27 protein-coding genes and 1 riboswitch are annotated in these 25,428 nt (G+C 33.4%); of the genes, 7 read left to right on the top strand and 20 right to left on the bottom strand.

Annotation, left to right across the window (positions count from 1 at the left end; genetic code table 11):
• Positions 1-25: 25 nt before the first annotated feature.
• Positions 26-439: a Rieske (2Fe-2S) protein gene (locus OLM51_RS20140; protein WP_264552353.1), complete on the bottom strand. Its 414-nt coding sequence runs from the start codon at positions 437-439 to the stop codon at positions 26-28.
• A gap of 156 nt (positions 440-595) precedes the next feature.
• Between OLM51_RS20140 and greA the strand changes: the two genes are divergently transcribed.
• Positions 596-1,072, top strand: coding sequence for a transcription elongation factor GreA (gene greA / locus OLM51_RS20135; RefSeq protein WP_053472608.1), 477 nt, complete (start codon positions 596-598; stop codon positions 1,070-1,072).
• Positions 1,073-1,139: 67 nt separating this feature from the next.
• Positions 1,140-1,529 (top strand): HIT family protein, encoded by a 390-nt coding sequence (locus tag OLM51_RS20130; RefSeq protein WP_264552352.1) that lies wholly within the window; start codon positions 1,140-1,142, stop codon positions 1,527-1,529.
• 53 nt (positions 1,530-1,582) lie between these two features.
• Here OLM51_RS20130 and OLM51_RS20125 read toward each other — a convergent pair whose 3' ends face one another.
• The gene (locus OLM51_RS20125; RefSeq protein ID WP_264552351.1) at positions 1,583-2,734 is read right to left on the bottom strand and encodes a sensor histidine kinase; all 1,152 of its coding nucleotides are present in this window, start codon (positions 2,732-2,734) and stop codon (positions 1,583-1,585) included.
• Between the two features lie 159 nt (positions 2,735-2,893).
• Between OLM51_RS20125 and OLM51_RS20120 the strand changes: the two genes are divergently transcribed.
• From OLM51_RS20120 to OLM51_RS20105, 4 genes are all read left to right on the top strand, one after another.
• On the top strand, positions 2,894-3,769 hold the full coding sequence (locus OLM51_RS20120) for a flavin reductase family protein (RefSeq protein WP_264552350.1): 876 nt from the start codon (positions 2,894-2,896) through the stop codon (positions 3,767-3,769).
• Between the two features lie 31 nt (positions 3,770-3,800).
• On the top strand, positions 3,801-4,172 hold the full coding sequence (locus OLM51_RS20115) for a DUF3127 domain-containing protein (RefSeq protein ID WP_213254790.1): 372 nt from the start codon (positions 3,801-3,803) through the stop codon (positions 4,170-4,172).
• 181 nt (positions 4,173-4,353) lie between these two features.
• A complete protein-coding gene (gene aat, locus OLM51_RS20110; RefSeq protein ID WP_264552349.1) occupies positions 4,354-4,992 on the top strand; it encodes a leucyl/phenylalanyl-tRNA--protein transferase in 639 nt (212 codons plus the stop codon).
• A 2-nt stretch (positions 4,993-4,994) separates the two neighbouring features.
• Positions 4,995-5,789: an MOSC domain-containing protein gene (locus OLM51_RS20105; RefSeq protein WP_264552348.1), complete on the top strand. Its 795-nt coding sequence runs from the start codon at positions 4,995-4,997 to the stop codon at positions 5,787-5,789.
• Here OLM51_RS20105 and OLM51_RS20100 read toward each other — a convergent pair.
• The 13 genes from OLM51_RS20100 to OLM51_RS20040 form a co-directional block, all read right to left on the bottom strand.
• Positions 5,786-6,496 (bottom strand): HesA/MoeB/ThiF family protein, encoded by a 711-nt coding sequence (locus OLM51_RS20100; protein WP_264552347.1) that lies wholly within the window; start codon positions 6,494-6,496, stop codon positions 5,786-5,788. The genes OLM51_RS20105 and OLM51_RS20100 overlap by 4 nt on opposite strands.
• 85 nt (positions 6,497-6,581) lie before the next feature.
• Entirely contained in the window at positions 6,582-7,718 is a 1,137-nt protein-coding gene (thiH, locus tag OLM51_RS20095) for a 2-iminoacetate synthase ThiH (RefSeq protein ID WP_264552346.1), read from the bottom strand.
• A gap of 47 nt (positions 7,719-7,765) precedes the next feature.
• Positions 7,766-8,143 (bottom strand): GxxExxY protein, encoded by a 378-nt coding sequence (locus tag OLM51_RS20090; protein ID WP_264552345.1) that lies wholly within the window; start codon positions 8,141-8,143, stop codon positions 7,766-7,768.
• 141 nt (positions 8,144-8,284) lie between these two features.
• Entirely contained in the window at positions 8,285-9,061 is a 777-nt protein-coding gene (locus OLM51_RS20085; RefSeq protein WP_319799961.1) for a thiazole synthase, read from the bottom strand.
• A complete protein-coding gene (locus OLM51_RS20080) occupies positions 9,042-9,680 on the bottom strand; it encodes a thiamine phosphate synthase (protein ID WP_264552344.1) in 639 nt (212 codons plus the stop codon). Before OLM51_RS20080 ends, OLM51_RS20085 begins: the two co-directional genes overlap by 20 nt.
• A complete protein-coding gene (locus OLM51_RS20075) occupies positions 9,670-10,425 on the bottom strand; it encodes a bifunctional hydroxymethylpyrimidine kinase/phosphomethylpyrimidine kinase (RefSeq protein ID WP_264552343.1) in 756 nt (251 codons plus the stop codon). The genes OLM51_RS20080 and OLM51_RS20075 overlap by 11 nt, the downstream gene beginning before the upstream one ends.
• Positions 10,392-11,006 (bottom strand): thiamine phosphate synthase, encoded by a 615-nt coding sequence (locus OLM51_RS20070; RefSeq protein WP_264552342.1) that lies wholly within the window; start codon positions 11,004-11,006, stop codon positions 10,392-10,394. Before OLM51_RS20070 ends, OLM51_RS20075 begins: the two co-directional genes overlap by 34 nt.
• A gap of 48 nt (positions 11,007-11,054) precedes the next feature.
• Positions 11,055-12,878 carry a phosphomethylpyrimidine synthase ThiC gene (thiC, locus tag OLM51_RS20065; RefSeq protein WP_264552341.1) on the bottom strand — a complete coding sequence of 608 codons (1,824 nt, stop codon included), beginning with the start codon at positions 12,876-12,878 and terminating at the stop codon, positions 11,055-11,057.
• A 123-nt stretch (positions 12,879-13,001) separates the two neighbouring features.
• On the bottom strand, positions 13,002-13,208 hold the full coding sequence (gene thiS, locus OLM51_RS20060) for a sulfur carrier protein ThiS (RefSeq protein WP_264552340.1): 207 nt from the start codon (positions 13,206-13,208) through the stop codon (positions 13,002-13,004).
• 63 nt (positions 13,209-13,271) lie between these two features.
• Positions 13,272-13,368, bottom strand: a riboswitch (TPP riboswitch).
• A gap of 86 nt (positions 13,369-13,454) precedes the next feature.
• On the bottom strand, positions 13,455-14,027 hold the full coding sequence (locus OLM51_RS20055) for a DNA-3-methyladenine glycosylase I (protein WP_264552339.1): 573 nt from the start codon (positions 14,025-14,027) through the stop codon (positions 13,455-13,457).
• Positions 14,027-14,707 carry a hypothetical protein gene (locus OLM51_RS20050; protein ID WP_264552338.1) on the bottom strand — a complete coding sequence of 227 codons (681 nt, stop codon included), beginning with the start codon at positions 14,705-14,707 and terminating at the stop codon, positions 14,027-14,029. Before OLM51_RS20050 ends, OLM51_RS20055 begins: the two co-directional genes overlap by 1 nt.
• Before the next feature lie 15 nt (positions 14,708-14,722).
• A complete protein-coding gene (locus OLM51_RS20045; protein ID WP_264552337.1) occupies positions 14,723-15,385 on the bottom strand; it encodes a queuosine precursor transporter in 663 nt (220 codons plus the stop codon).
• Between the two features lie 50 nt (positions 15,386-15,435).
• Positions 15,436-19,116: a TraB/GumN family protein gene (locus OLM51_RS20040; protein ID WP_264552336.1), complete on the bottom strand. Its 3,681-nt coding sequence runs from the start codon at positions 19,114-19,116 to the stop codon at positions 15,436-15,438.
• A gap of 256 nt (positions 19,117-19,372) precedes the next feature.
• Here OLM51_RS20040 and OLM51_RS20035 point away from each other — a divergent pair, with 256 nt between their 5' ends.
• Positions 19,373-21,463 carry a M3 family metallopeptidase gene (locus tag OLM51_RS20035; RefSeq protein ID WP_264552335.1) on the top strand — a complete coding sequence of 697 codons (2,091 nt, stop codon included), beginning with the start codon at positions 19,373-19,375 and terminating at the stop codon, positions 21,461-21,463.
• A gap of 60 nt (positions 21,464-21,523) precedes the next feature.
• On the opposite strand, the gene tsf is transcribed toward OLM51_RS20035, so the two are convergent.
• The 5 genes from tsf to OLM51_RS20010 all read right to left on the bottom strand — a co-directional run bounded on the left by tsf (position 21,524) and on the right by OLM51_RS20010 (position 25,414).
• Positions 21,524-22,486, bottom strand: coding sequence for a translation elongation factor Ts (tsf, locus tag OLM51_RS20030; protein ID WP_264552334.1), 963 nt, complete (start codon positions 22,484-22,486; stop codon positions 21,524-21,526).
• A 138-nt stretch (positions 22,487-22,624) separates the two neighbouring features.
• A complete protein-coding gene (gene rpsB / locus OLM51_RS20025) occupies positions 22,625-23,392 on the bottom strand; it encodes a 30S ribosomal protein S2 (RefSeq protein WP_017497948.1) in 768 nt (255 codons plus the stop codon).
• Positions 23,393-23,567: 175 nt separating this feature from the next.
• Complete coding sequence (rpsI, locus tag OLM51_RS20020; RefSeq protein WP_264552333.1) at positions 23,568-23,954, bottom strand: 30S ribosomal protein S9; 387 nt, start codon at positions 23,952-23,954, stop codon at positions 23,568-23,570.
• Positions 23,954-24,409 (bottom strand): 50S ribosomal protein L13, encoded by a 456-nt coding sequence (gene rplM / locus OLM51_RS20015; protein WP_213254758.1) that lies wholly within the window; start codon positions 24,407-24,409, stop codon positions 23,954-23,956. The genes rpsI and rplM overlap by 1 nt, the downstream gene beginning before the upstream one ends.
• Before the next feature lie 192 nt (positions 24,410-24,601).
• The gene (locus OLM51_RS20010) at positions 24,602-25,414 is read right to left on the bottom strand and encodes a ferritin-like domain-containing protein (protein ID WP_264552332.1); all 813 of its coding nucleotides are present in this window, start codon (positions 25,412-25,414) and stop codon (positions 24,602-24,604) included.
• Positions 25,415-25,428 lie beyond the last annotated feature (14 nt).

The following is a 25,428-nucleotide window of genomic DNA, read 5'->3' as shown; positions in this document are numbered from 1 at the left end:
AATACTTTCAGGCTATTTTAGTTTCTTAATTATAGACATGAATCACAGATCCAATAACTTCAACCTTATATTGTTTTAAAGGATATTCTTTTTTTCCTAGTCCGGTAAACAAGCTATACTGTTCTTTATCACAAGAACACACTGCATTTATACCATCAATGGTCATCGCAACGCAAGAATTGATTTCCTGATTGGGGCATGCAGCATCAAAAGCGGTGTAATTGCTCCCTGCATTAAAAATAATAATTCCCTTTGCGCCAAAATTTGGAACAATAACGCCATTACTTACAAATTTCAGGTTAGAATAAGCCGGTAGATTCATATCTACAGACAGATTTACAGGATAGTTTGGAATGTAAGGATTTTTGTTACTGCGTTCGTTGTCACTGCAAGCAGAAAGTACACAAACAAAGACGATTAAGAGCCAGATTTTTTTCATTTATTTAAATACGAATTAGTGAAACAAAAATAAATTATTTAGATTTGATTTTTATATGATTAACATATAATTATGTACTATTAAAAATAATAGTATATTTGTATTACAAAATCCCGTCCCGATGGGATTTTTTCTATTTATGTAAACGATGAAGTTATGAGTAAAGTATCTTATTATACCGCAGAAGGATTAAAAAAATTAAAGGATGAGTTGGAGCATTTAAAAAGTGTAATGCGTCCAAAGGCATCTCAAGATATAGCAGAGGCAAGAGATAAAGGTGATTTGTCTGAGAACGCAGAATATGATGCAGCAAAAGAAGCGCAAGGTTTATTAGAAATGAGAATTGCTAAACTGGAAGAAGTGTATTCTAATGCCAGATTAATAGACGAATCACAATTAGATGTTTCGAAAGTTTTGGTTTTATCTAATGTGAAAATCAAAAACCAAAGCAACGGAATGGAAATGAAGTACACCCTTGTTGCTGAAAGTGAAGCTGATTTGAAAACCGGAAAAATCTCTGTAACTTCTCCTATTGGAAAAGGTTTACTAGGAAAATCTGTTGGAGAAGTAGCCGAAATTACAGTTCCAAATGGTGTTTTGAAATTTGAAATTCTTGAAATCTCAAGAGACTAAATTTTTTTCTTGTTTAACCGTTTATTTGTTTAATCGGTTAAACGGATGAACGATTAAACAATAAACAATGAGCAGTATATTCACTAAAATAGTAAACGGAGAAATTCCTGCATATAAAATCGCTGAAGATGAAAACTTTTTGGCTTTTTTAGATGTAAATCCAAATGCAAAAGGACACACACTATGTATTCCAAAAAAAGAAATCGATAAGATTTTTGATATGGATGACGAACTGTATTTAGGTTTAATGAAGTTTTCTAAGAAAATTGCAATAGCTCTGGAAAAAACAGTTCCATGCAAAAGAGTTGGAATAGCTGTCGTAGGATTAGAGGTTCCTCATGCACATGTGCATTTGATACCTTTAAATCATATGGATGAAATGCGTTTTCATAATAAAGTGTCTCTTTCTAAAGAAGAGTTTGAAGATCTGGCCAAAAGTATTCAGGCAAATTTGTAGAGGTTTTGACTTCGCTCAACCTGATAAAAGAATAAAAAATGCAGTAATTAATTTTACTGCATTTTTTTATTTAAAGTAATCTGAAATGTAGTTCCTTTTCCTATTTCAGAATGCAAAACTTTAATGTTTCCTTTATGATATTCTTCCACAATTCTCTTTGTTAAAGAAAGTCCTAATCCCCAGCCTCTTTTCTTAGTGGTAAAACCTGTTTCAAAAATAGTTTTGAATTGTTTTTTTGGAATTCCCGATCCGGAATCTTTTACATTTATTTTTACGTGATTAGAATCTTGTTCAATTTGCAGTTCAAGAGATCCTTTTCCTTTCATTGCATCGATCGCATTCTTTACCAGATTTTCAATTGTCCAGCTGTAAAGAATCGGGTTGATTTGCACCAGAATTGGATCTTGAGGTATGTGATAAGAAAAAGCAACTTGTTTTGAAAAACGGGACTGCAAATATTTAAATGCATGTAAAGTTTCCGAAACAATATCGTGAGTTTCTAATACAGGCACAGAACCAATTTTTGAGAAACGATCCGTAATGGTCTGTAAGCGATCAATATCTTTTTCAATTTCTGAGGTAATAGATGAATCAATATTCTCTGTTTTTAAAATTTCAATCCAGCCAATTAGTGAAGATAAGGGTGTACCTATTTGATGTGCTGTTTCTTTTGCCATACCAGCCCACAGTTTATTTTGCGTGGCCATCTTAGTGCTTTTGTAAAAATTATAAATTAAAGCAACACAAAGAAATACAATTAGCAGTAAGGCAATGGGGTAATATTTTAGCTTATTGAGTAATGCCGAGTTACCATAATACAGTTTTTGGTATTTTCCTGGGGCATACTCAAAAGTTATGGGTTCATTTTCATTTCTTAAATTCTTTAAAAAAGTTTTTAGTTTTTTTCTGTCATTCAAAATTTCATCAGGAACATTCTTAGAACTTACCACATTGTCATAAAGCATTAGTACAACAGGAATCGAAGTGTTATTGCTAAAAATCTGAAGCGGCAGCTCTACATCGGTATTTTCATCAGCATTAACGATTGTAATTTGTGCATTTGCAAAAAGTTTCATTTTCAGACGCTCTTCATTCTTGAAAATTTGGAAAAAAGTATAGGTGTTCCAAAGAATCAAAGTAATGATTAAAAAGGAAATAAGAATTATAACCCAGCGAGTTGTATTTCTGCGTTCAGAAAAGTGCATAAACTAATTTTTGAAGTATAAATATAACGAAATATACGCATTTTATATTTTGCAGTTCTTGAAAGATTTTTGTTTTTATATCCTAAACTATTTCTTCGAATTAAACCATTTCTATACTTTTGCATTTACCAAAATGAGGTTTGGTTAAAAAGAAAAATTATGATTAGTATCGATCCAAAAGAGATATCAACGGCAAAATTACACGGCTATTTGCAAAGTGCTATAGGGCCAAGGCCAATTGCTTTCGCCAGTACAATCAGTGCAAAAGGAATTCCGAATTTATCTCCTTTTAGTTTCTTTAATGTATTTAGTGCAAATCCGCCAATTTTGGTTTTTTCGCCTGCAAGACGCGTTCGAGATAATACGGTGAAACATACTTTAATCAATGTTGAAGCAACAAAAGAGGTAGTGATTAATGTAGTGAATTATGATTTGGTGCAACAAACTTCTCTGGCAAGTACGGAATATGCAGAGGGGGTAAACGAATTTTTAAAAGCGGGTTTAACACAAATTCCTTCAGATTTGGTAAAACCTTATCGTGTTAAAGAATCTCCGGTTCAGTTTGAATGCAAGGTTACACAGATTATTCCGTTAGGAACAGAAGGAGGTGCGGGAAATTTGGTTTTGTGTGAAGTAGTAAAAATTCATATTCACGAAGCTATTCTGGACGAAAACGGAGGGATAGATCAGCATAAAATTGATTTGGTTTCAAGACTTGGTGCAAATTGGTATTCAAGATCTAATCAGGGACTTTTTGAGGTGCCAAAACCACTTACAACTTTGGGCGTTGGAGTAGATGTAATTCCAAATTTTATCAAGGAAAGCCCTGTGTTTAATGGGAATGACCTCGGAAAATTAGGAAATATAGAAGCCTTGCCTACAAAGGAAGAAGTTAGTATATTTGTGAAGGAAAATTTTTCAGTGAAAGGAGTTTTAAGCTCAGACGATCAGGAAAAAATTCATTTAGAGGCCAAAAAATATCTGAATAATGACGATATTGCATCGGCCTGGAAAGTGCTTTTAGCTAAAAAATAAGAAAAGAAACAATAATTAATTATAGACGAAGATGGAAGTTATAGGAAAAGTAAAAGTGGTAAATCCTGAGCAACAAGTAAGTGCTGCATTCAAAAAAAGAGAATTAGTAGTTACTACAGATGAGCAGTATCCACAGCATATTTTAATCGAATTTACACAAGATAAATGCGATTTATTAAGCAGCTATAAACAAGGAGAGGCAGTAAAAGTTTCTATCAATTTAAGAGGAAGAGAATGGGTTAATCCACAAGGAGAAACCAGATATTTTAATAGTATTCAAGGTTGGAGAATCGAAAGATTGGCAAGTGAAGCTCCTGCGCAAGGACCTGCAATGCCAGCAGCAGAAGCGTTTGCTCCGGCTACAAACGTAAACGACGACGAACCAGACGATTTACCTTTCTAAGAAGTTAGATTTTCAATTTATTAAATTCCAAATTCCAATTCATTACTATGTTTTGGGATTTGGAATTTTATTTTAGAGTTTGTTCTGTAATTTGTATAAATGGCAAGCTTCTGAAAATTGGAATTTGGACCCGAGCGCTAGCGAATTGACGAAGCAATTTAAAATTTGATTATTTTAAAGTATGTATTATTTAAAAGAAAATTTATTTTTTCCTCCAGTTTCTGAGGCTGATGAAGAGGGAATTTTGGCGATTGGTGGTGACTTAAATCCAGATAGATTAAAACTGGCATATAAAAGCGGAATTTTTCCATGGTTTAATGAAGGTGAACCCATTCTTTGGTGGGCTCCGGATCCCCGAATGGTTTTGTTTATGGACGAGTTGATAATTTCTAAAAGTATGCGTAACATTCTAAATCGAAAAATGTTTAAAATTACTTTTAATAAAAACTTCAAAGAAGTAATTTCAAATTGTCAGCAAATAAAGCGTGAAGGACAAGAAGGTACCTGGATTTCAGACGAAATGATTAATGCTTATTGTAAGTTAAATGAGGAAGGAATAGCTAAATCTGTTGAGGTTTGGCTGGATGAAAACTTAGTAGGCGGCTTGTACGGAATTGATTTAGGAAATGTTTTTTGTGGTGAGAGTATGTTTTCTAAGGTTTCGAATGCATCCAAAACAGCTTTCATTGCTTTAGCGTTATATTTGCAAAAAGAAAATTATAAAGTACTGGATTGTCAGGTTTACAATCCACATTTAGAGAGTTTAGGTTGCCGCGAAATTGATCGCGAGGAGTTTATGTCCATTTTAAACAGTAAATAAAAATGAGTGCAGTTTATAGCGTAAAAGAAATTTATATTTATCCCATAAAAAGTTTAGCTGGTATTAGCTTAAATTCTGCTCTTGCTGAAGAAATGGGTTTTGAAAATGATCGAAGATGGATGTTGATTGGTAATGACAATGTTCATGTTACACAACGTGAATATCCGCTGATGAGTCAGTTTTATCCTGAGATTTCAGAAGACAAAATCAAAATTACTTTTGAAGGTCAAACCCATGAATTTTTAATTAATGAATATCTGGAAAAAGCTATAGATTCAAATGTTTGGGAGGATAAAAGCGAGGTTTTTGAGGTAAACGCACAAACTTCTAAATGGTTTAGCGAACGTTTAGGAATTGATTGTAAACTGGTAAAAATAGTAAAAGCAGGTGGTCGTAAACATGAAAGTTCAAGATTAAAAGAAACATTCAATGTAAGTTTAGCCGATGGTTATCCTTATTTGTTGATTGGAAGCAAAAGCCTTGATTTTTTGAATGAGAAATTAGACGAGAAAATTACAATAAAAAGATTCCGCCCTAATATAGTCTTAAGTAGTCAAAATGCTCATGAGGAAGATGATTTTACTACCTTTAAAATTGGAGAAGTTCAGTTTAAAAACATAAAACCCTGTGGAAGATGCATTATGGTTAATAATGATCCTGAGAGAGGGGTTATTAAGAAGGAACCTTTAAAAACATTAAGTAAATACCGAAATGTTAATAATTCTGTATTATTTGGAACTAATATTGTGAGCTTAAATAGTGGATTTATTAGCGTTGGTGATGAGGTTGTTTTTTAGAAATTTAGCTTTGTAAAGCTCCAGTTTAGTGTATTAAAAATTACTAATTCGTTTTTTAAAGAAGGCAGTTCGAGAATTAATTTTAGCGTTTCATGTGCCATCATATTTCCAATAATTCCCGGAAGAGTTCCTAATACGCCATTTAAATTACAATTGGGAACCTCTTTTGGATCTGGCATTTCCGGAAATAAATCGCGTAGGTTTTTACTTCCCTTATGATTAAAAACGGCAATTTGTCCTTCAAATCGTAAAATACTGCCATAAACTAAAGTCTTTTTTAGTGTAACACAAGTATCGTTAACCAAATAACGAGTAGAAAAATTATCAGAACCATCGACGATGATATCAAACTGTTCTATAATTTGCGCTGCATTTTCTGAAGTTAATTTTTCATTAATTGCAACGGATTCAATCAACGGATTCAATTTTGAAACTACTTTTTGTGCGACAATGGATTTCTGTTGTCCAATTTCATTTTCGGTGTATAAAATTTGTCTGTGTAGGTTGTGAATTTCAATTGTATCAAAATCCATAATACCGATAAAACCAACTCCAGCAGTTGCAATGTATTGTAAAATAGGACAGCCTAAACCGCCTGCACCAATTACTAAAACTCGTGCTTTTTTTAATTTTTCCTGACCTTCATCTCCAATTTCAGGAAGAATAGTTTGTCTGTTGTATCGAAGGAATTCTTGTATAATACTCATTTAATTTTAGTCTTAAAGTTGAAAAGTCGAAGGTCGAAAGTCTTTGAATAGGGTTGAAATTAATTATATGAGGAAGTTTTAGGCTTTATGACTTTAGGCTTTCAAACTTTAGACTATACGCTTTGTCCCAATCTTTCCAGATCGGTTCATAACCAGCATTTTTGATGATTTTGGCAATTTCTTCTACAGAGCGTTCATCGCTGATTTCAAATTGTTCTAAAGATTGGGGATCCACGACATAACCACCCGGATTTGTTTTAGAACCAGCACTCATACTTGTAACACCAATTGGAATGATATTATTTCTAAATTTTTCATTTTCACGGGTCGAGATTGAAATTTCGAGATCTTCATTCCATAAGCGATACGCACAAATAAGCTGCGTCAAATCTTTGTCATCCATAATAAAATTAGGTTCGATAATTCCTTCAGCGGGACGCAGGCGAGGGAAAGAAACAGAATATTTGGTCTGCCAGTATTTTTTCTGAAGATAATCAAGATGCAAAGCATTAAAAAAACTATCTGTCCTCCAGTCTTCCAGACCTAATAAAACGCCTAAACCAATTTTATGAATTCCTGCGGTTCCAATTCGGTCCGGGGTTTCCAGTCTAAAATCAAAATTTGATTTTTTGCCTTTAGTGTGGTATTTTTTGTAAACTTCCTGATGATAGGTTTCCTGATAAACTAAAACGGAGTAAACTCCAGCTTCATGTAAACATTCATATTCTTCTGTAGACAGTGGTTGTATTTCAACAGAAATAATCGAAAAATTATCTTTTATTAAAGCAATTGCATTCAGGAAATAATTGATATTGACAGTGTAATTTGCTTCACCGGTAACCAATAAAACGTGATCAAAGCCTGCAACTTTCAAAGCTTCGACCTCGAGTTTTATTTCTGTGTCAGAAAGTGTTTTTCTTTTGATTTTATTGTCTAAGCTAAAACCACAATAAGTGCAAATATTTTGACATTCGTTGCTTAAATAAAGCGGTGCATACATCTGAATCGTTTTTCCGAAACGTTTTTTAGTGATTTCATGGCATTTTTGCGCCATTTCTTCTAAATAATTTTGGGCAATAGGGGAGATTAATACCAAAAAATCATCAAGATTGTATTTGGTTTTTACCAAAGTTCGTTCGACATCTTTTGATGTGGTCTTGTATATTTTGGTTTGAATTTTATCCCAATTATATTGTTCAAAAATAGATTTGAATGTGCTCATTGGATTGTTTTTATTTTGTTTCCCGCAGATTTTGCAGATTATACAGATTAAATTTTATTAACTACACGATGGATATTTTCAAGAATATTAGAGCAGTTGAAATTGACTAATAATCCAAGTTTTTTGTTAGTCAGTTTTAAATATGTATTTAATTGTTTAAAGTGAATAGGTTTTATCTCTTCTACTGATTTTAATTCTAAGATTACTTTGTCTTCCACCAAAAGATCTAGTCTGAAAGTTATATCTAAATAAATATCATCATATCTCACAGGTAAATCAATTTGTTTAATTACTGTTAATCCATCTTTTTTTAATTGATAATGAAGGGCACTTTCATACACGGACTCTAATAATCCAGGACCGAGAGTGTTATAAACTTTAAAAATTGCACCTCTAACTTTATATGAAATTTCATTTTCTGACATAATTTTGATTTAAATTTTCTAAATCAAAATTAATGAAATTTCTTACTTTTTTAAATATTTCATAGATCGTGCAGATTATTTTTTATACGATTTAATTCAAATAAATCAGCTCAATCTGCCAAATCTGCGAGAAAATTAAAATTAATCATATAAAAATGAAGTCAAAGGGCTAGAGGCAACAGCATAATTTTGTTGATTGGCTATTTTGGCTTCAAAAGCTTTTCTTCCTGCAATAACGGCTTCCTTAAATGCTTCGGCCATTAACTTTGGATTTCCTGCAACAGCGATTGCAGTATTAACCAAAACAGCATCAGCACCAATTTCCATAGCTTTTGCAGCATCCGAAGGAGCGCCAATTCCAGCATCGATAATAACCGGAACATTACTTTGTTCAATTATAATCTCTAGAAAATCTATCGTTTTTAAGCCTTTATTGCTCCCAATGGGTGAACCTAAAGGCATTACAGCAGTAGTTCCTGCATTTTCTAAATGTTTACACAAAACAGGATCAGCATGAATGTAAGGCAGAACAAAAAATCCCAGCTTAGCTAGTTCTTCCGTAGCCTTTAAAGTTTCAAGTGGATCCGGCATTAAGTATTTTGGATCTGGATGAATTTCTAATTTTACCCAATTGGTTTCAAGTGCTTCACGTGCTAATTGTGCTGCAAAAACAGCTTCTTTTGCATTTCGTGCTCCCGATGTGTTGGGTAGTAAATTGATTTTTGGATGTTTTAAATGAGAAAGAATAGCATCAGTATCCGTTTCGAGATCTATGCGTTTTAGGGCGACCGTTACCAACTCGCTTTCTGAAGCTAAAATGGCTTGTTCCATTTCTTCATTTGAGCCAAATTTCCCTGTTCCTAAAAACAAACGGGAGGTTAAAGTTTTATCTCCAATATTAAACAATGACGTTTGCATATAGTTTTTCGTTGAGTTGTTGAATTAATTTTTCTTTTTCATCACTTTCCGTAATGATCCCGGAAACTGCAATTCCGTAGATTCCAGTCTCCATTAACGGATTTATATCTTTTAATGTGATGCCTCCAATGGCAAAAACCGGAACCTTGATTTTATTCTTTTTTAGTTTTTGAAGAATCTCAAAATATCCTGATAAGCCTAAAATTGGACTTAACTTTTCTTTTGTACTGGTAAACCGAAATGGCCCCAGACCAATGTAATCACATCCATTTTTTACGTGATTTTCAATGTCTTCAAAGGTGTTGGCTGTTCCTCCAATTATTTTGGTATTGCCTAAAATGGCGCGGGCTTCATCGATTTTCATATCCGAAAGTCCTAGATGAACCCCGTCTGCAGCAATTTGCTGAGCGAGATACAAATCGTCGTTTACAATAAAATTGGCCAAGTATTCTTCGCATAAAAATTTTACCGCTTCTGCTAAGGCGAAAGTACTTTTAGCTGACTGATCTTTAAACCGCATCTGCACCCAATCACATCCGGCATCAAGTGCCTGTTGAATGTTGTATAATTGCTCTTCGATTGTATTTCCTTGTGAAATATATTGCAGTTTATTGTACATAATGATATCCTATGAGTGTTGAAGTTGAACTTAGATATTTTTCTATGTAGGTTTTGGCATTTTTACAAGCTTCGGGTAAAGTTTGATTTAATGCAAGATTTGCGGCAATTGCGGCAGAAAGTACACAACCGGAGCCGTGTTTTTCTGAGCATTCTTTGTTTGTTGGTAAAAGATCGTAAACTTCATTTTTTAGAAATAAACGATCAGTTCCGGTTGCGGTTTGATTATGTCCGCCTTTTAATAAAATATTAGTGGGGATTTCATTTTCAAACCATGATTTTTTCGAAAAGAAATCAGGAAACAAAACCTCAATTTCTTTATAATTAGGAGTGAGCAAGTCGACTTTAGATAAAACTTTATTTAAATCTGAAAGGTCTTCAAGGTTCATAAAATTAAATTCGGTAGTAGATTTTAAGACCGGATCCCAGACAATTTGTGTTAATGGTGAGAGTAATTTTATGGTTGAAAGAATTCGGTTTAAATAGTGTATAGTGGGAACTATTCCAATTTTAACCACATCTATTTTGTAACTCAAAAACAACGTTTCAATGGATCGAATTACAAAACTTAAATTCGTCCACTGAATTTCATAAAATTTATTCTCGGTCTGGATGGTATTTGCAGTTGTAATGGCAAAACCATACACCTGATGCTGCTCAAATGATTTAACATCAGCCAGAATACCTGCGCCTCCGGAAGGATCTAAACCGGCTATTGTAAGTACGAAAGGACGATCTGCTGACATATTTTAAATTGTTTTAAAGGGGTTTTACTATTCCATATGCTTCCTAAAAGTGCGACTTCATCAAAACCTTTTTCAAAGATTTCCTGAATGTTTTGAGTATCAATTCCACCAAGAGCAACAACTTTTGTTTTATAATTTGTTCTGGATTTTAATGTTTCAAAAAGATCTGCTTTTGGCTCATAATTTTCCTTTGAAATACTTTTAAAAACTGGACTTAGAAAGGCGTAATCAAAACCATCTCTGAGAGAATTAAAATCTTCGACGGAATGAGTTGATGTTGATTTAGATTTGTTTTTATACCTACAAGGTTTTAAAAACCTTGCAGGAGAATCATAGATGCGTTTTCTTTCTTTTTCGGAAAAATGAAAACGTTCAATACCAAAATCTTCTGCTAAATCGTGATGATGATGCAAAACCAAATTAGCCCTATATTCTAATTTTATCTGATGAATAAACTGTGCCATTTCTAATTCTGAAAAATCTGGTTTCCGAATATGAAGTAAAGACAATCCTTCTTCAAACAAAGAATCAATAATGCTAATTTCGTTGGCAATTGCAGAAGGATTTGTAATTACAATCATTTGTCTTTATGTCTATTCTCTATACTCTATTCTCTTTACTCTATGTTCTTAAATATAAATCTCTTTTCCTTGCTCGATAAATTCTTCTGATTTCTCCTGCATTCCTTTTTCTGCTGCGGCGACATCTCTAATTTCTTGTGATATTTTCATAGAGCAGAATTTTGGACCGCACATTGAACAGAAATGCGCCACTTTTGCACCATCTGCAGGAAGTGTTTCATCGTGAAATTCTCTTGCTGTATCAGGATCTAAAGCCAAATTAAACTGGTCTTCCCAACGGAATTCAAAACGGGCTTTACTCAAAGCATTATCGCGATATTGTGCTCCAGGATGACCTTTGGCCAAGTCTGCAGCGTGAGCTGAAATTTTATAAGTTATAACGCCGTCTTTTACATCTTTTTTATTTGGCAGGCCAAGATGTTCTTTTGGGGTTACATAACACAACATGGCACAGCCATACCAACCAATCATTGCAGCTCCAATTGCAGAGGTAATATGATCATAACCTGGCGCAATATCTGTTGTTAATGGTCCTAAAGTATAAAACGGAGCTTCATGACAATGCTCTAATTGCTTGTCCATATTTTCTTTAATCATATGCATTGGGACGTGACCAGGACCTTCAATAAAAACCTGAACATCATGTTTCCATGCAATTTTTGTCAATTCTCCCAAAGTTTCCAATTCGGCAAACTGAGCAGCATCATTCGCATCGGCAATTGAACCCGGGCGTAAGCCATCTCCTAAAGAAAAAGCAACGTCATATTGCTTCATAATTTCGCAGATCTCTTCAAAATGAGTATATAAAAAGTTTTCTTTATGATGAAATAAACACCATTTTGCCATAATTGATCCGCCTCGGGAAACAATTCCGGTAACACGATTTGCAGTTAAATGTATGTAGCGAAGCAAAACTCCGGCATGAATGGTAAAATAAGAAACGCCTTGTTCTGCCTGTTCAATTAAGGTATCCCGGAAAACTTCCCAGGTTAAATCTTCGGCGACACCCTTTACTTTTTCTAATGCCTGATAAATAGGAACAGTACCAATTGGAACGGGAGAATTTCTAATAATCCATTCTCTGGTTTCATGAATGTTTTTTCCAGTTGATAAGTCCATAATAGTGTCAGCTCCCCAGCGACAAGCCCAAACTGCTTTTTCAACTTCTTCTTCAATAGTTGAAGTTACAGCACTGTTCCCAATGTTAGCATTAATTTTTACCAGGAAATTACGTCCAACAATCATGGGCTCGCTTTCAGGATGGTTAATATTGTTTGGAATTATGGCTCTTCCGCATGCAACTTCAGAACGTACAAATTCCGGAGTGATTTTACTTTTAGGTGTATTGGCTCCAAAACTGTGACCGCTGTGTTGGCATTGCATGGCTTTGGTTTGTTCGTTTAAAAGTTCAATACGTTGATTTTCACGAATCGCAATATATTCCATTTCAGGCGTAATAATTCCTTGTTTAGCGTAATACAATTGCGTTACGTTAGCGCCTTTTTTAGCTCTTTTTGGCTGATGTAAATATTCAAAACGAAGATGATTCAGACTTTCATCACGTAATCGGCTTTGACCGTAATCTGAAGTGATTTCGCTTAAAATTTCAACATCTTTTCGATTCAGAATCCAACTTTCGCGTAAGCGTGGCAATCCTTTTCGAATATCAATTTCAATATTTGGATCTGTGTACGGACCAGAAGTATCATAAACAGTTACGGGAGGATTTTTTTCGATTTTACCGTTTGAAAGTTTCGTATCGCTAAGATGAATCTCACGCATCGCCACTTTTATAGGATGAATTTCGCCATCTATATATATTTTTTTAGAATTCGGAAATGGGGTTCTGGATATTTGTTCTTCTGTAGTCATAGGAAAAGAAGTTATGAGTTATAAGTTATGAGTTATTGTAGAGGCGCACAGCAGTGCGTCTACGTCCAGTATATAATTGGAATTTGTTCCCGAAACCTCGGGATATTTTTTGGAATTTAAATTCTATCCGCCTTGCGTAGCAGAAATAATCAAAATTTCGTCAGTTTCGTGTACGAGGAATTCGTTCCATTTGGTTTTTGGAACAACGGTGTTGTTAATAGCAACGGCGATTCCGTTTTGTTTGTGCGGAATTTCGAGATCGAGCAATGATTGAACGCTTAGCGATTCAACATTGAAATGTTTGGTTTGTTGATTGATTTTTAGTTCCATTCCTTCTTATTAGTATAGAGTTATACTTTAGGAATGGCTACAAGAACGCATAAAAATGCGCGCAGAAGTCATCTTACTTTTCCCTACGCTAGTATGAACTAGATCAGGTTCAGAGGGTAAAATCTCAGCCTACAAGTTGTAGACACCCCTAAAGTGTGAAGCAAATGTAATAAAATTTTGTTTAAAGTTTAAAAAAGTTTCAGGTTTGAGGTTCTGAAAGCTTTAAACGTTGCTCCAAAACGGTAATTATTTGTTGTTTCGGGTAAAGCAGTCTTGAATATGATCATTGACCATTCCCGTTGCCTGCATATGTGCATAAATAACAGTTGAGCCGACAAATTTAAAACCTCTTTTCTTTAAATCTTTGCTGATTGCGTCAGAAATTGGAGTGGTTGCTGGAACATCTCTTAATGTTTTGGGGGTGTTATCAATAGGTTTTCCGTCTACGAATTTCCATATATATTCTGAGAAAGTACCGAATTCTTTCTGGATTTTTATAAAAGCCTGAGCGTTTGAAACGGCAGATTTCACTTTAAGTTTGTTTCGAATAATACCAGTGTCCTGAAGTAATTCTTCAATTTTATCTTCAGAATAATTGGCAATTTTTTTATAATCAAAATTATCAAAAGCGACCTTGAAGTTTTCTCTTTTATTTAAAATTGTAATCCAGCTTAAGCCAGCCTGAAAAGTTTCTAAAATTAGAAATTCAAAAATAGTTGGATCATCGTAAACAGGAATACCCCATTCTTCGTCATGATATCTTTTATATAAATCACTGGCGTTGCACCAGCCACATCGAATAGTATTTGTGTTTTCCATTATTTTCCAATTTGCCAGCTATATCCTTTTACACTGGGAATATAGGCTGAACGCCCAACGATCACTAGATTGTTGTAGATTTTTCTGTTATATTTAATGCCAATAGCTTTTCCTGATGTATACATTTTGTTGGCTCTGAAAACTACTTTCATTTTACCGTCTTCCAGTTCGGCATCAGAAACTTTTTCAACCAGCCAGGTCGATTGCCATTTTACAGCTAATTCATTTTCTGCTGTTTTAGTGACACTTTTAACAAGTTTAACAGCTTCTTCAGGAATTTCAAAGCTTTGAGTTAATTCTTTTTGGGTTAAGGTTTGCCCCATTTTACACTTGTCTAATATTTTACGAACATTGACAAAATTCAACAACTCTTCGTTTGCTTTCTTTTTTATATCTATTGTTTCAGGCTCTTTTTGGGGTGTTTTATTAGGAAGATGTGTTGTAATATTGATACTGTTTTTTACGGCAAAAGCAGTTTCTTTATTTACTACTTTTTGTGATTCAATTTCTTTTGGCACAGTGATACTTTTTGCCGAAACTGATCGATTGACTTTTGTCGGGGCCGGTGTTAAAACACTAACAGGTGTAATGATTTTTTTAGGCTGCTTTTTTTCTTCATTACCACAGCTAAATAAGAAACAGGTTATGGAGAATAAAATAATCGTATTAAATTTTTTCATGATCCAAATGTTTTTTTACTCTTTGTTTGGAGAACCCTCGTCTAAATACTTTTTTATCAAATGATGGCCAGCATAAATTAAAGGGGTCAATAAAATAGCTATTGATAATTTAAAAGTATAACCAACTATAGCAGATGAAAGAAAAGTTTCAAAATCAATTTTTCCCGGCAGCCAAAAGGCAATTCCGAGAACAATAAAAGAATCAAACAACTGCGAGATAACTGTTGATCCCGTAGTTCTGAGCCATATTTTTTTATCACCAGTCCGGTTTTTAAAAAACCAGAATACGCTAACATCTATTAATTGCGAAATCATGAAAGCAATTAAACTACCTACGATAATCCACATACTTTGACCGAAAACCGCTTTAAATTGGTCGTCATTTACAGGACTTATTCCTTTTGCGGCCGGAATTATAATGGCCATAAAGAGTATTAAAAAAGCATAAGCAATCAAACATGCTGTGATAAAAGAGAGTTTTTTTACTCCTTTTTCGCCAAAATACTCATTAATTAAATCTGTCGTTAAGAAAACTACAGGCCAGGGCAAAATTCCGATACTCATTACAAATGGTCCAATCTGAATAAGTTTTCCACCAATTAATTCGGCGACAACGGCATTAGTTATAAAAATTCCTGCAAGAATTACAAAGACAATTTCTTTTCTGGTTTTAAACATATTACAAAATCTGTGTATTCAAAGTTAATTATTTTAACGTAAATATGAATTTAATATTCATCTAGAATTGTATCATTATTCTCTTTTTCTTTTTCAAAACTAGCTCTCAAATGCTCTGAATTTAAAAACTCAGCAATAACAAGCTTGTATTTTTTGTCTAAATCTTCATCACCATCATTAATTTGCTTCAGATTAATTGCCTTGTATGCAAGCGGATTTATCTTTCCATTTTCATTGATAAAACCAATGGTATATAATTGGCTTTTGGCCACGTCAATTTCTTTATTTTTTCGTTTTATTTTATAGAAATAGAGTGAGATTTCTTTTCCGTTTTTCTCAACAATTTTCTTTTCCAGTAAAGAAATCGAGTCTTTTTTTGAAAGATCTTGAAAATTGATTACGGCAGCTTTTGAAATCTCGTCATCTGTAAAATGTATTAAATCTTTTCTGTTTTGATTTGAAAGTAAATTTATAGCAGCAAATTGTGTTTTGGGATCATTTAAAAATCCAGTAATTTCAGAGGATGATAAGTCATTATGAGTAATGCCTAATCTGGCCAGTTCTATATTTAATTCAGGGATGTCAAGATTTTTTATTTTTTTCAGAATCTCTTTTACAGCACTGTCATCAATGTAATTATATACTAAAGTGGTATAATTGATTAAATCGTCTAATGATGCTGTAGTGTCTGTAAAAGCAATTATTTCGTTTTCATTTTCTTCGGTCTTGTCATTAATTTTGTTTTTTTGATTCCAGCTTGCTACTCTTTTGTATTCTAACTTTGTGTTGGTAAGAATTATTTTTTTGAATGCTTTTAGTTTGTTTACTGAAATTAATTTTTTCTCAAAAAGAGTATTGCAAAAATTAATAATCGGATTATGATATTCTTTTATGCTGTAATACTGAAAAATTTCAGGAAATAATTCCTTACTGTTTTCTGCATCGTTTATAAATGTATAAAAAAGACTGCCAATTTCGTATTGATTATCCGGAATAGGAAGGTCGAATTCCAGTAATTCCTTAATTTTTTTATATGCAGCTTTTGTTTTTTGATATGAAATACTTTTTAAAATACTAATCTGTACATCTGTTTTTATTGATTCCTTTTTGTAGTAATTTTCAAGAAACGGAATAACTCTTTCGTCATCTGTTTTTCCTATTTTTTCTAAAAGTGACGTTATAGCATCAGTTTCGCTTTCTTTAAAATTGAAAGTATTGATAAAGTTTGTCACAACTTCGAAATCACTTTTTGAAATGTCAAGATTTTTTATAGAGTTCAAGGCTGAGTAACGAATAGTGTCTTTCGTGCTTTTAGCATCTTCTATAAAAAGACTGATTTTATTTTCATTGGTTTTACTTTTAATATTTTCAATAAAATCCAATGAACCAAAAGTTTTTTCGATTGCAGGATCATCATTTTTGTAATTCCTGTCAACCAAAGTGTTTAGTAAATAATAAGTGTTGTTTTTATACAATGCTTTGTATTTAATAGCTTGTGTTGCATTAGGTTTAGAAACCAATGCTTCAATAACATAACTGTCGTTTTCTTTATTAAATATGGTGCTGTTATTTAAAAATTCGTAATTATCTTTTTTGTTCAGAAGAAGTTTGTTCCATTGAGATCCCGAAAATCCCTTTTTTACAAACAATTCAGGATTAAGCAAAGAGGTCGAAGTTTCATAATTTTCATTTCCATCTTCATAGTAGTTTTCTTCAGAATCTGTTTCGTATTGGTTTAAAAATTGTTTTGTAAGCATTTTTTGAACTGTATCGATAGGCTGATTTTCCTGATATTTTGGGTATTTGTAATATCTCAGATTGAATTTTCGATCAGCTTCAGAATTAAAAACCTGAAATTTGGTAGATGCTCCAAAAATATTTTTAGATTGATATTGCTTTGTTTTTAGTTTTAAAAATAAATTTTCATTTTCTTTTTCAGGAATTTCGATTTTATAATTTGCTATTGAATCCTTAAATATTTTGGTCTTTGATCTGTAATTAAAAGGCGTAACGGTAAACGATTTAAAAAATCGATTTGTATTTGCTTCAGAAGAATTAACGGTTCCCAATAAGTAATATTTATTTCCGGCAATAATTGTTTTTAGCTTCATATTGCGATTTCCAATTTTCGAAGAAGAAACAACTGAATTTTCAGCTTTATTGTAGTCTACTGTCGTCGAATCCTGATCTTGTTGTAAGTAGAACTGATAATGGATTTGTTTTTGTTCGTATTCAGAGTCCTCTAAGCTTTCGGTATCATTTAGTGTTTTCTCTCTTAAAAAATAATAACTCTTTTCCTGATTGTCATAAGCCTGAATATCGATATCTGTTTCTTTTTCGGTACCATTTCCAAAAACAAAATTAAAAGACGGAATCTCTACTTCAAAACCGCCTTTCAGAGGTTTTACTTTTTCCCATTCATTTTTAAAAGGCTTTACTTTAATATTGTTAAAGACTTCATTTTCATATTGACGAACGTAATTTGCAGGCCCGGTCATCGAAACAGAAATGATTTCTAATGGAGTGATGAAAAATTTTGAATGCTGACTATTTCCGGTTTTAGTCACATTTTTTATATCATATCCAGAATAGTTTGGTTGTTCGAAGTAACTTTTCTCAAGAATATCTCCCGCAATTTTTTCAAAAAAGAGACTGTCTAAAGATTTTGCCTGATATTGGCTATCAGTGTTTTTTAGGAAAAAGTTTAAAGGAATGCGTTTAATTGTTATAGCACCGCCATTTGTAAAATCCGGAGATCCTAAGCTTACATTATCTTCGATTGTCGTTTTATACAACGGCAATTGCAGCATTTTATCTTTTGTAGAAGTAATAGTAAAATTAGGATTTGGAAAATAAGCTTCGATTGTTTTTTTCTGGTTCTTTCCCGTTTCAGTAAAGTTATCTATTATGGGTTTTACGTTGTATCCTTTTTGTCTTAAAAGCTCGATGATACCCTCGTTTCCGCCCAAATGAGCTGCTCCAACAGCAGAAAACAAACTTCCTGTTTTGGCAATAGAATCAATGCTTTTGGTCATTACTTTATTTCGGTTTACAATCAGTGCATCGTGCGCTTTTTTTGAGAAAAGTAATTTATAAATAGAGTCCAGCATTACAATGTCTTTTTCTCGGTAATACTCTTTGAGAACTTCTGTTGGATTTCTGTTTTTCAGGATCTTCATTAAAGCAATTTTATTCTCATCTTTTGGTTTTGCTTCATCATCTATTACTTCAAGAATGGAAATCATGGATTGTTTTGCATTTTCTAGTCCTGCAATTCTTTTTTTATATTTTTTTCCGGTTTGAAAAATAAACATATCCAGAACAGTATTCTCCTGAAAATCGGCTTGATCTCCTTCTGCTCCGGACAACATATTTTTAAAGTATTTACTATTATCATTGGTAAAAATATCTTTGATAGTCTCCTTGCTTGCAGGAAATAAATAAAACGCTGTATAGAATTTTGAATAAAGATTATAATCATTGTTTTTCATCAGATCATTAAGTTCTCCCCAGGTTTCAGGATTACTTTCATTCGCAACAATATCAGATCCAAGAAGATTCTTAAAGAAAGAATCAGATAAATGAAAAGAAACTTTTTCATTAACATGCATCGTTCCGTACAAATAGGAGTTTTTGGTTAAACCATTGCCTGATATTTCCCAAAATAAACTTTTGTTTTGCGCGTGAATAACTGAACTTATTAACAATGAAATGTATAGTAATTTTTTCAATGGAAAAGATTTAATGGTTTTGATAAACAAATATAAAATGGATTGCTCTGGTATTGTTCGTGAATTTAAGATTTCTTTGTTTTATTATAAAGGTTTTTCTTAAAAAAAATGTGAAGTTTTTTGCAATGTTTAATTGAGGTATTTTTATTCTTTTCTGTTATGTTCAGATTTAATTTTAATTCCTATTTTTTAGGTAATTTTGAAAGTACTGGAAGCTCTAAAAAATAAGAGCCCAAATAATTTAAAACAGATTGAAATGGATAATAGCTCTTTTACACCTACTATAAATAATAATTCTGACAATCCTTTGCTTAAAGAGTGGAAAGGTCCTTACGGAGGAATTCCGAATTTTGCAGATTACAAAGTTTCTGATTTCAAACCGGCTATTGAATTTGCCATACAGGAAAAATGGAATGAAATTAATGCTATTGCAAATAATTCAGAGCAACCTACATTCGGCAATACGATTGTGGCTCTTGAGCTCTCAGGATTAACAATTGAAAGGATTCAGGCTGTTTATGGAATTTACAGATCTAATTTAAGCACTCCTGAATTTAGTGCAGTTGATACAGAAATGTCTCCTAAGCTGGCTGAGATAGAGGATAGGATGTATCAAAATAAAGAACTGTTTGCAAGAATTGAAACGATATACAAATCAGAAGAAAGCAAAGAACTAAGTAGCGAACAACAAAGATTAATTTGGCTTTATTATACAAATTTTGTTCGTGAAGGTGCTGAATTAAATGAAGATGATAAAAAAGAAGTAGCTAAGATTAATCAGGAACTTGCAGGTCTTTTTACTTCATTTAGTCAAAAATTGCTGGCAGAAGAGAACGATCAATTTTTAGAATTAAAGTCTGAAGAGGATTTTAGTGGTCTTCCTGAAGAGTTTAAAAATGCTGCAATTGCTGAGGCAAAAGAAAGAAATCTGACTGTTTTAGGTTGTATCGGGAATACAAGGTCTTCAATCGAACCTTTTTTAACTTTTTCTAATAATAGAAGTTTAAGAGAAAAGGCGTTTGATATTTTTGTAAAACGTGGAGATAATGATAATAAAAATAATACAAATGAGGTTCTGGTTGCTATCTTACAATTAAGAGCTCAAAAGGCTAAAATTTTAGGTTTTAATAATTTTGCAGAATGGAGCTTGTCAAATAAAATGGCAAAAGATCCGCAGAAGACTTTAGATTTAATGGAGTCTGTATGGAATCCGGCAATTGAAAAAGTAAAAAACGACGTTTTTGCAATGCAGGAAATAGTAGATAAGGAAAACGGAGGATTTAAAATTGAGCCTTGGGATTATCGTTTTTATGCCGAAAAAGTTCGAAAAGCAAAATACGATTTAGATCAAAACGAAATAAAACAATATTTACAATTAGAGAATTTGCGTGAGGGAATGTTTTGGACTGCCGGCGAATTGTTTGATTTAGGTTTTAAACAACTATTGGATGTCCCGGTTTATCATGCAGATGTTCGTGTTTGGGAAGTTAATAATAAAAATACTGGCGAGGTAATTGGTCTTTGGTATTTTGATCCTTTTGCGCGTGTAGGGAAGCGTTCGGGAGCCTGGATGAACTCGCATAGAGATCAGCAGAAGATAGCCGGAAATGTGCTTCCTATTGTGTCTAATAACTGTAATTTCATAAAAGGAAACTCTGGAGAACCAGTTTTGATTTCCTGGGATGATGCGACGACATTGTTTCATGAATTCGGACATGCACTTCATGGTTTGTGTTCAAATGTTACTTACCCAAGTTTGTCCGGGACTTCTGTTGCTCGTGATTATGTTGAATTTCCATCACAATTATTAGAGCATTGGCTTGCGACTCCGGAAGTGTTAAACAGATTTGCTCTTCATTATAAAACAAATGAACCTTTGTCGCAGTCATTGGTGGATAGAATTGGAAAAGCGGCAAATTTTAATGAAGGCTTTGCAACTGTAGAAACTATTTCAAGTTCTTTTGTTGATATGAAATTGCATTTAACGACAGAAACCGTTGATCCACATCAATTTGAAAAAGGTGTTTTGGCTGAAATTAATATGCCGTCTGAAATTGTGATGCGTCACAGAATTCCTCAGTTTGCTCATATATTTTCCAGCGATGGTTATGCTGCGGGATATTACAGCTATTTATGGGCAGATGTTATAAATGCAGATGCGTATGAAGCTTTTCTGGAAGGCAAAGGGACTTTTGATAAAGAGGTTTCAAAACGTCTTTATGATACTGTTTTGAGTGTTGGTAATAAAATTGACAATGAAAAAATGTATGAGAATTTTAGAGGGCATGCTCCCGAATCTGATGCATTAATGCGTGCGAGAAATTTTCCTGTTGTAAAATGTAGCTAACTAAAATAAAAAAGCCCGAATAAATAAATATTCGGGCTTTTTAAATATTGAAATAATATATTAACCTAAAGTAACTCTTTTGAAACCAGTGATTTCAACGTTGAATCCTTTAACGTAATCACCAACTTTTTTACTATCGTCTTTGATAAAGTTTTGATCTAACAAAGCTTTCTCTTGATCTAATGTAGTATTGTCAGAGATAAAACGTTGAACTTTTCCAGGAATAATTTTGTCCCAAATTTGTTCTGGTTTACCTTCAGCTTTTAATTCAGCTTTAGCATCTTCTTCAGCTTGTTTTAAAACTTCTTCAGTCAATTGAGAGTAAGAAATATATTTAGGAACATTTTTTAAAGTTTTTCCTAAACGTTTTGCTTCTTCATTATCTTTTTCGATTACAGCAATACGAGCAGCAAGTTCAGATTCAACGAAAGCAGGATCAAAATCTTTGTAAGATAATGTATCAGCTCCCATAGAAGCAACTTGCATAGAAACATCTTTAGTTAAAACGTCAGCGTTAGGAATTGCAGCAGAAATTGCAGTTAATGCAGCAATTTTGTTAACGTGAACATAAGATCCAACGAAAGCACCTTCTAAAATTTCAAAACCACCGATTTCGATTTTTTCACCGATAACTCCAGTTTGCTCGATTAATTTTTCAGCAACAGTAAGTCCGTTGAAATCTGAAGCTAAAAACTCTTCTTTAGAAGAGAAGTTGATAGCTTTTTCTACTAAATCTTTAGCTAAAGTTACGAAAGCTTCATTTTTACCTACGAAGTCAGTTTCACAGTTTAAAGTGATGATAGCTCCTTTAGTGTTGTCAGCATTAATGAAAGAAACAGCAGCTCCTTCAGAAGACTCACGGTCAGAACGATTAGCAGCAACTTTTTGTCCTTTTTCTCTAAGGATTTGTATCGCTTTATCGAAATCTCCTTCAGCTTCAACTAAAGCTTTTTTACAGTCCATCATTCCGGCACCTGTAGATTGTCTTAATTTATTTACGTCTGCAGCAGTAATTGTTGCCATAATATTTTGAATTTTAATGTTAAAAGTAAAAATTCCATCTTCTAAATCCCAAACTCCAATTTTATTAAATTATCAACATAACGTTTTTAATTTTGTATTTGGAGTTTGGAATTTAAAATTTGGAATTTAAAATTTGATTTATTCTTCAGTTGCAGGAGCAGCTTCAGCCTCAGCAGCAGGAGCAGCTTCTTCAGCTACTTCAACTTCTTTTTCAGAACCTCTGTCAGAAAGACCTTCGATTACTGCAGTAGTTACTAAAGATAAAATTTTGTCAATTGATTTAGAAGCATCATCATTTGCTGGAATTACATAATCAACCTCTCTTGGGTCAGAATTAGTATCAACCATTGCGAAAACTGGAATGTTTAATTTTTGTGCTTCTTTTATTGCGATGTGTTCAGCTTTGATATCTACTACGAACAATGCTGCAGGTAGTCTAGACATATCAGCAATTGAACCTAAGTTTTTCTCTAATTTAGCACGTAAACGATCAACTTGCAAACGCTCTTTTTTAGATAACGTCATGAAAGTACCATCTTTCTTCATTTTATCAATAGAAGACATTTTTTTAACTGCCTTTCTGATAGTTACGAAGTTAGTTAGCATTCCACCTGGCCATCTTTCAGTGATGTAAGGCATGTTTGCAGCTTTTGCTTTATCAGCAACGATGTCTTTTGCTTGTTTTTTGGTAGCTACGAATAAGATTTTTCTACCTGATGCAGCGATTTTTTTCAAAGCTTCATTAGCTTCTTCAATTTTAGCTGCAGTTTTATATAGATTGATAATGTGAATTCCATTACGCTCCATATAAATGTAAGGAGCCATATTAGGATCCCATTTTCTAGTCATGTGTCCGAAGTGAACACCTGCTTCTAGTAATTCTTTTACTTCTATTTTGTTTGCCATTTTGTACTAGTTTACGTTCTGTTGATTAGCAATATATAAATGGCGGTTTCCCTGGCTTTATATATTTAGATGCTAAACTATTTCCTACCTCGGTAGGAGAGCAACAATAACTGTGTTTTTTAATTTCAATAAATAATTGATAATGTCTTGTCCCATTTGAACAAGACAGGTAATATTAACGTTTAGAGAATTGGAATCTCTTACGAGCTTTCTTCTGACCGAATTTCTTACGTTCAACCATTCTTGGGTCTCTTGTTAATAAACCTTCTGGTTTAAGGATAGCTCTGTTTTCGATGTTAGCTTCGCACATTGCACGAGCTAATGCCATTCTTACAGCTTCTGCCTGACCAGTTGAACCACCTCCGTAAACGTTTACTTTTACATCAAAGTTGTTTACATTTTCTGTCATAGACATTGGTTGTAAAACTTTGTATTGTAAAGTTGCAGTTGGAAAGTAAGTTGCGAATTCTTTTTTGTTTACAGTGATTTTTCCTGTTCCTTCAGAAACATATACACGTGCAACAGCGGTTTTTCTTCTACCGATTTTGTGAATAACTCCCATTACTTAAGATCGTTTAGGTTAACAGTTCTAGGTTTTTGAGCTCCGTGAGTATGCTCAGCACCTACAACAACATTTAGATTTCTAAAAAGTTCAGCTCCTAATTTGTTTTTAGGTAACATTCCTTTTACAGCTTTTTCTACTAATAATGCAGGGTTTTTAGCTTGCAATACTTTAGCAGTTAAAGTTCTTTGTCCTCCTGGGTAACCTGTATGACGCATGTAAATTTTGTCATTCATTTTTGTACCTGTAAGGTTAATTTTTTCTGAGTTGATAACAATTACGTTATCTCCACAGTCAACGTGCGGTGTGTAACTTGGTTTGTACTTACCTCTTAAGATCATTGCAACCTTTGAAGCAAGACGTCCTAAGTTATGACCTTCAGCGTCAACAACAATCCACTCTTTAGTTACAGTGGCTTTGCTAGCTGAAACTGTTTTGTAGCTTAATGCGTCCATAATATTATTTTAATTAAACATTCCATCCCCAATAAAGGGGATGCAAAAGTACAATTAATTATTTTAAAACCAAATACCTGAAAAGAATATTTTATCTGCTGAAAATCAGGCTGTCAGTTTTGCATTTAAATCAATAAAAAAAAACCACCTTCACAATAACGCGAAGGTGGTTCAATATTTTGAGTTTTTTTGTTAAACAATAAACAAATTTGCAATGTCTACAACTTGTTGTGTTGTTAAAGGCTCGTCGTAAGCTTCTGATCCAGCGGCAGCTCCAAATAAACCGGCAGTATTATACCCTGCCTGCATAATAACATCTTCTCCAGCATATACGGCTTGCGTTGCTGCCGGCATTCCGGCTCCTCTCTCGGCATTAGAAATCCATCCCTTTAAGCCGCGTAATCTTCTGACTTCAGATGCGTGTCGTGCTTCAACAGAATGTATTTGCAAGGCAGCCGTTAATAAATCGGGTGCTGAAATTAAATTGGCAGCCTGTCCTTTGTAAGCTCTCACTCCTGTATCTTCAAATGCCTGAGCCAATGCTAAAAAGGTTGCATAATCATTAAAAGGATCAAATGCTCCTCCTACAGTAAAATCAAAAGTTGGTTTCGGAACAAAATTGGCACTCATTGTACCGCCTAGTCCCGCAATTAAAAATTTTACGTGGTCTGCTTCATGATCTGCAATTTGTTGAAAAACTTTTAAATCACGTCCGCCATTTTCTAATGCCGGAATTACTCCTGAATCTAGTGCCATGGCATAGAATTCATTTTCAAGGTATTCTAATGTTAAAGCAAATTGCAAAGCCCCAATTGGAGTAGCCGGAGTAGGAGTGATGTCTTTTGCCAGTGCTTTATTTGCCATTGCAGATAATCCGAAAGGAATTGATGCCAGTGCCAAATTTTTACCGATATTTCCAAACTGATTAAAACTGTCTCTTCTGGAACCGGTACTTCTCATTAAACTATCATCTGTGAAGGTTTCTATAAATTTTAAAATATTCATAATTTCTAAGTTTT

The organism is Flavobacterium sp. N2038, from assembly GCF_025947185.1.
Classification (GTDB): Bacteria; Bacteroidota; Bacteroidia; order Flavobacteriales; family Flavobacteriaceae; genus Flavobacterium.
Note: the sequence above shows the minus strand (reverse complement) of the source record. Positions and strands in the feature narration are given on the sequence as shown.

Excerpts from the sequence above, each read along its gene's own strand:
- OLM51_RS20140 (WP_264552353.1), bottom strand. The coding sequence starts at position 439 with ATGAAAAAAATCTGGCTCTTAATCGTCTTTGTTTGTGTACTTTCTGCT.
- greA (WP_053472608.1), top strand. The coding sequence starts at position 596 with ATGAGTAAAGTATCTTATTATACCGCAGAAGGATTAAAAAAATTAAAG.
- OLM51_RS20130 (WP_264552352.1), top strand. The coding sequence starts at position 1,140 with ATGAGCAGTATATTCACTAAAATAGTAAACGGAGAAATTCCTGCATAT.
- OLM51_RS20125 (WP_264552351.1), bottom strand. The coding sequence starts at position 2,734 with ATGCACTTTTCTGAACGCAGAAATACAACTCGCTGGGTTATAATTCTT.
- OLM51_RS20120 (WP_264552350.1), top strand. The coding sequence starts at position 2,894 with ATGATTAGTATCGATCCAAAAGAGATATCAACGGCAAAATTACACGGC.
- OLM51_RS20115 (WP_213254790.1), top strand. The coding sequence starts at position 3,801 with ATGGAAGTTATAGGAAAAGTAAAAGTGGTAAATCCTGAGCAACAAGTA.
- aat (WP_264552349.1), top strand. The coding sequence starts at position 4,354 with ATGTATTATTTAAAAGAAAATTTATTTTTTCCTCCAGTTTCTGAGGCT.
- OLM51_RS20105 (WP_264552348.1), top strand. The coding sequence starts at position 4,995 with ATGAGTGCAGTTTATAGCGTAAAAGAAATTTATATTTATCCCATAAAA.
- OLM51_RS20100 (WP_264552347.1), bottom strand. The coding sequence starts at position 6,496 with ATGAGTATTATACAAGAATTCCTTCGATACAACAGACAAACTATTCTT.
- thiH (WP_264552346.1), bottom strand. The coding sequence starts at position 7,718 with ATGAGCACATTCAAATCTATTTTTGAACAATATAATTGGGATAAAATT.
- OLM51_RS20090 (WP_264552345.1), bottom strand. The coding sequence starts at position 8,143 with ATGTCAGAAAATGAAATTTCATATAAAGTTAGAGGTGCAATTTTTAAA.
- OLM51_RS20085 (WP_319799961.1), bottom strand. The coding sequence starts at position 9,061 with ATGCAAACGTCATTGTTTAATATTGGAGATAAAACTTTAACCTCCCGT.
- OLM51_RS20080 (WP_264552344.1), bottom strand. The coding sequence starts at position 9,680 with ATGTACAATAAACTGCAATATATTTCACAAGGAAATACAATCGAAGAG.
- OLM51_RS20075 (WP_264552343.1), bottom strand. The coding sequence starts at position 10,425 with ATGTCAGCAGATCGTCCTTTCGTACTTACAATAGCCGGTTTAGATCCT.
- OLM51_RS20070 (WP_264552342.1), bottom strand. The coding sequence starts at position 11,006 with ATGATTGTAATTACAAATCCTTCTGCAATTGCCAACGAAATTAGCATT.
- thiC (WP_264552341.1), bottom strand. The coding sequence starts at position 12,878 with ATGACTACAGAAGAACAAATATCCAGAACCCCATTTCCGAATTCTAAA.
- thiS (WP_264552340.1), bottom strand. The coding sequence starts at position 13,208 with ATGGAACTAAAAATCAATCAACAAACCAAACATTTCAATGTTGAATCG.
- OLM51_RS20055 (WP_264552339.1), bottom strand. The coding sequence starts at position 14,027 with ATGGAAAACACAAATACTATTCGATGTGGCTGGTGCAACGCCAGTGAT.
- OLM51_RS20050 (WP_264552338.1), bottom strand. The coding sequence starts at position 14,707 with ATGAAAAAATTTAATACGATTATTTTATTCTCCATAACCTGTTTCTTA.
- OLM51_RS20045 (WP_264552337.1), bottom strand. The coding sequence starts at position 15,385 with ATGTTTAAAACCAGAAAAGAAATTGTCTTTGTAATTCTTGCAGGAATT.
- OLM51_RS20035 (WP_264552335.1), top strand. The coding sequence starts at position 19,373 with ATGGATAATAGCTCTTTTACACCTACTATAAATAATAATTCTGACAAT.
- tsf (WP_264552334.1), bottom strand. The coding sequence starts at position 22,486 with ATGGCAACAATTACTGCTGCAGACGTAAATAAATTAAGACAATCTACA.
- rpsB (WP_017497948.1), bottom strand. The coding sequence starts at position 23,392 with ATGGCAAACAAAATAGAAGTAAAAGAATTACTAGAAGCAGGTGTTCAC.
- rpsI (WP_264552333.1), bottom strand. The coding sequence starts at position 23,954 with ATGGGAGTTATTCACAAAATCGGTAGAAGAAAAACCGCTGTTGCACGT.
- rplM (WP_213254758.1), bottom strand. The coding sequence starts at position 24,409 with ATGGACGCATTAAGCTACAAAACAGTTTCAGCTAGCAAAGCCACTGTA.
- OLM51_RS20010 (WP_264552332.1), bottom strand. The coding sequence starts at position 25,414 with ATGAATATTTTAAAATTTATAGAAACCTTCACAGATGATAGTTTAATG.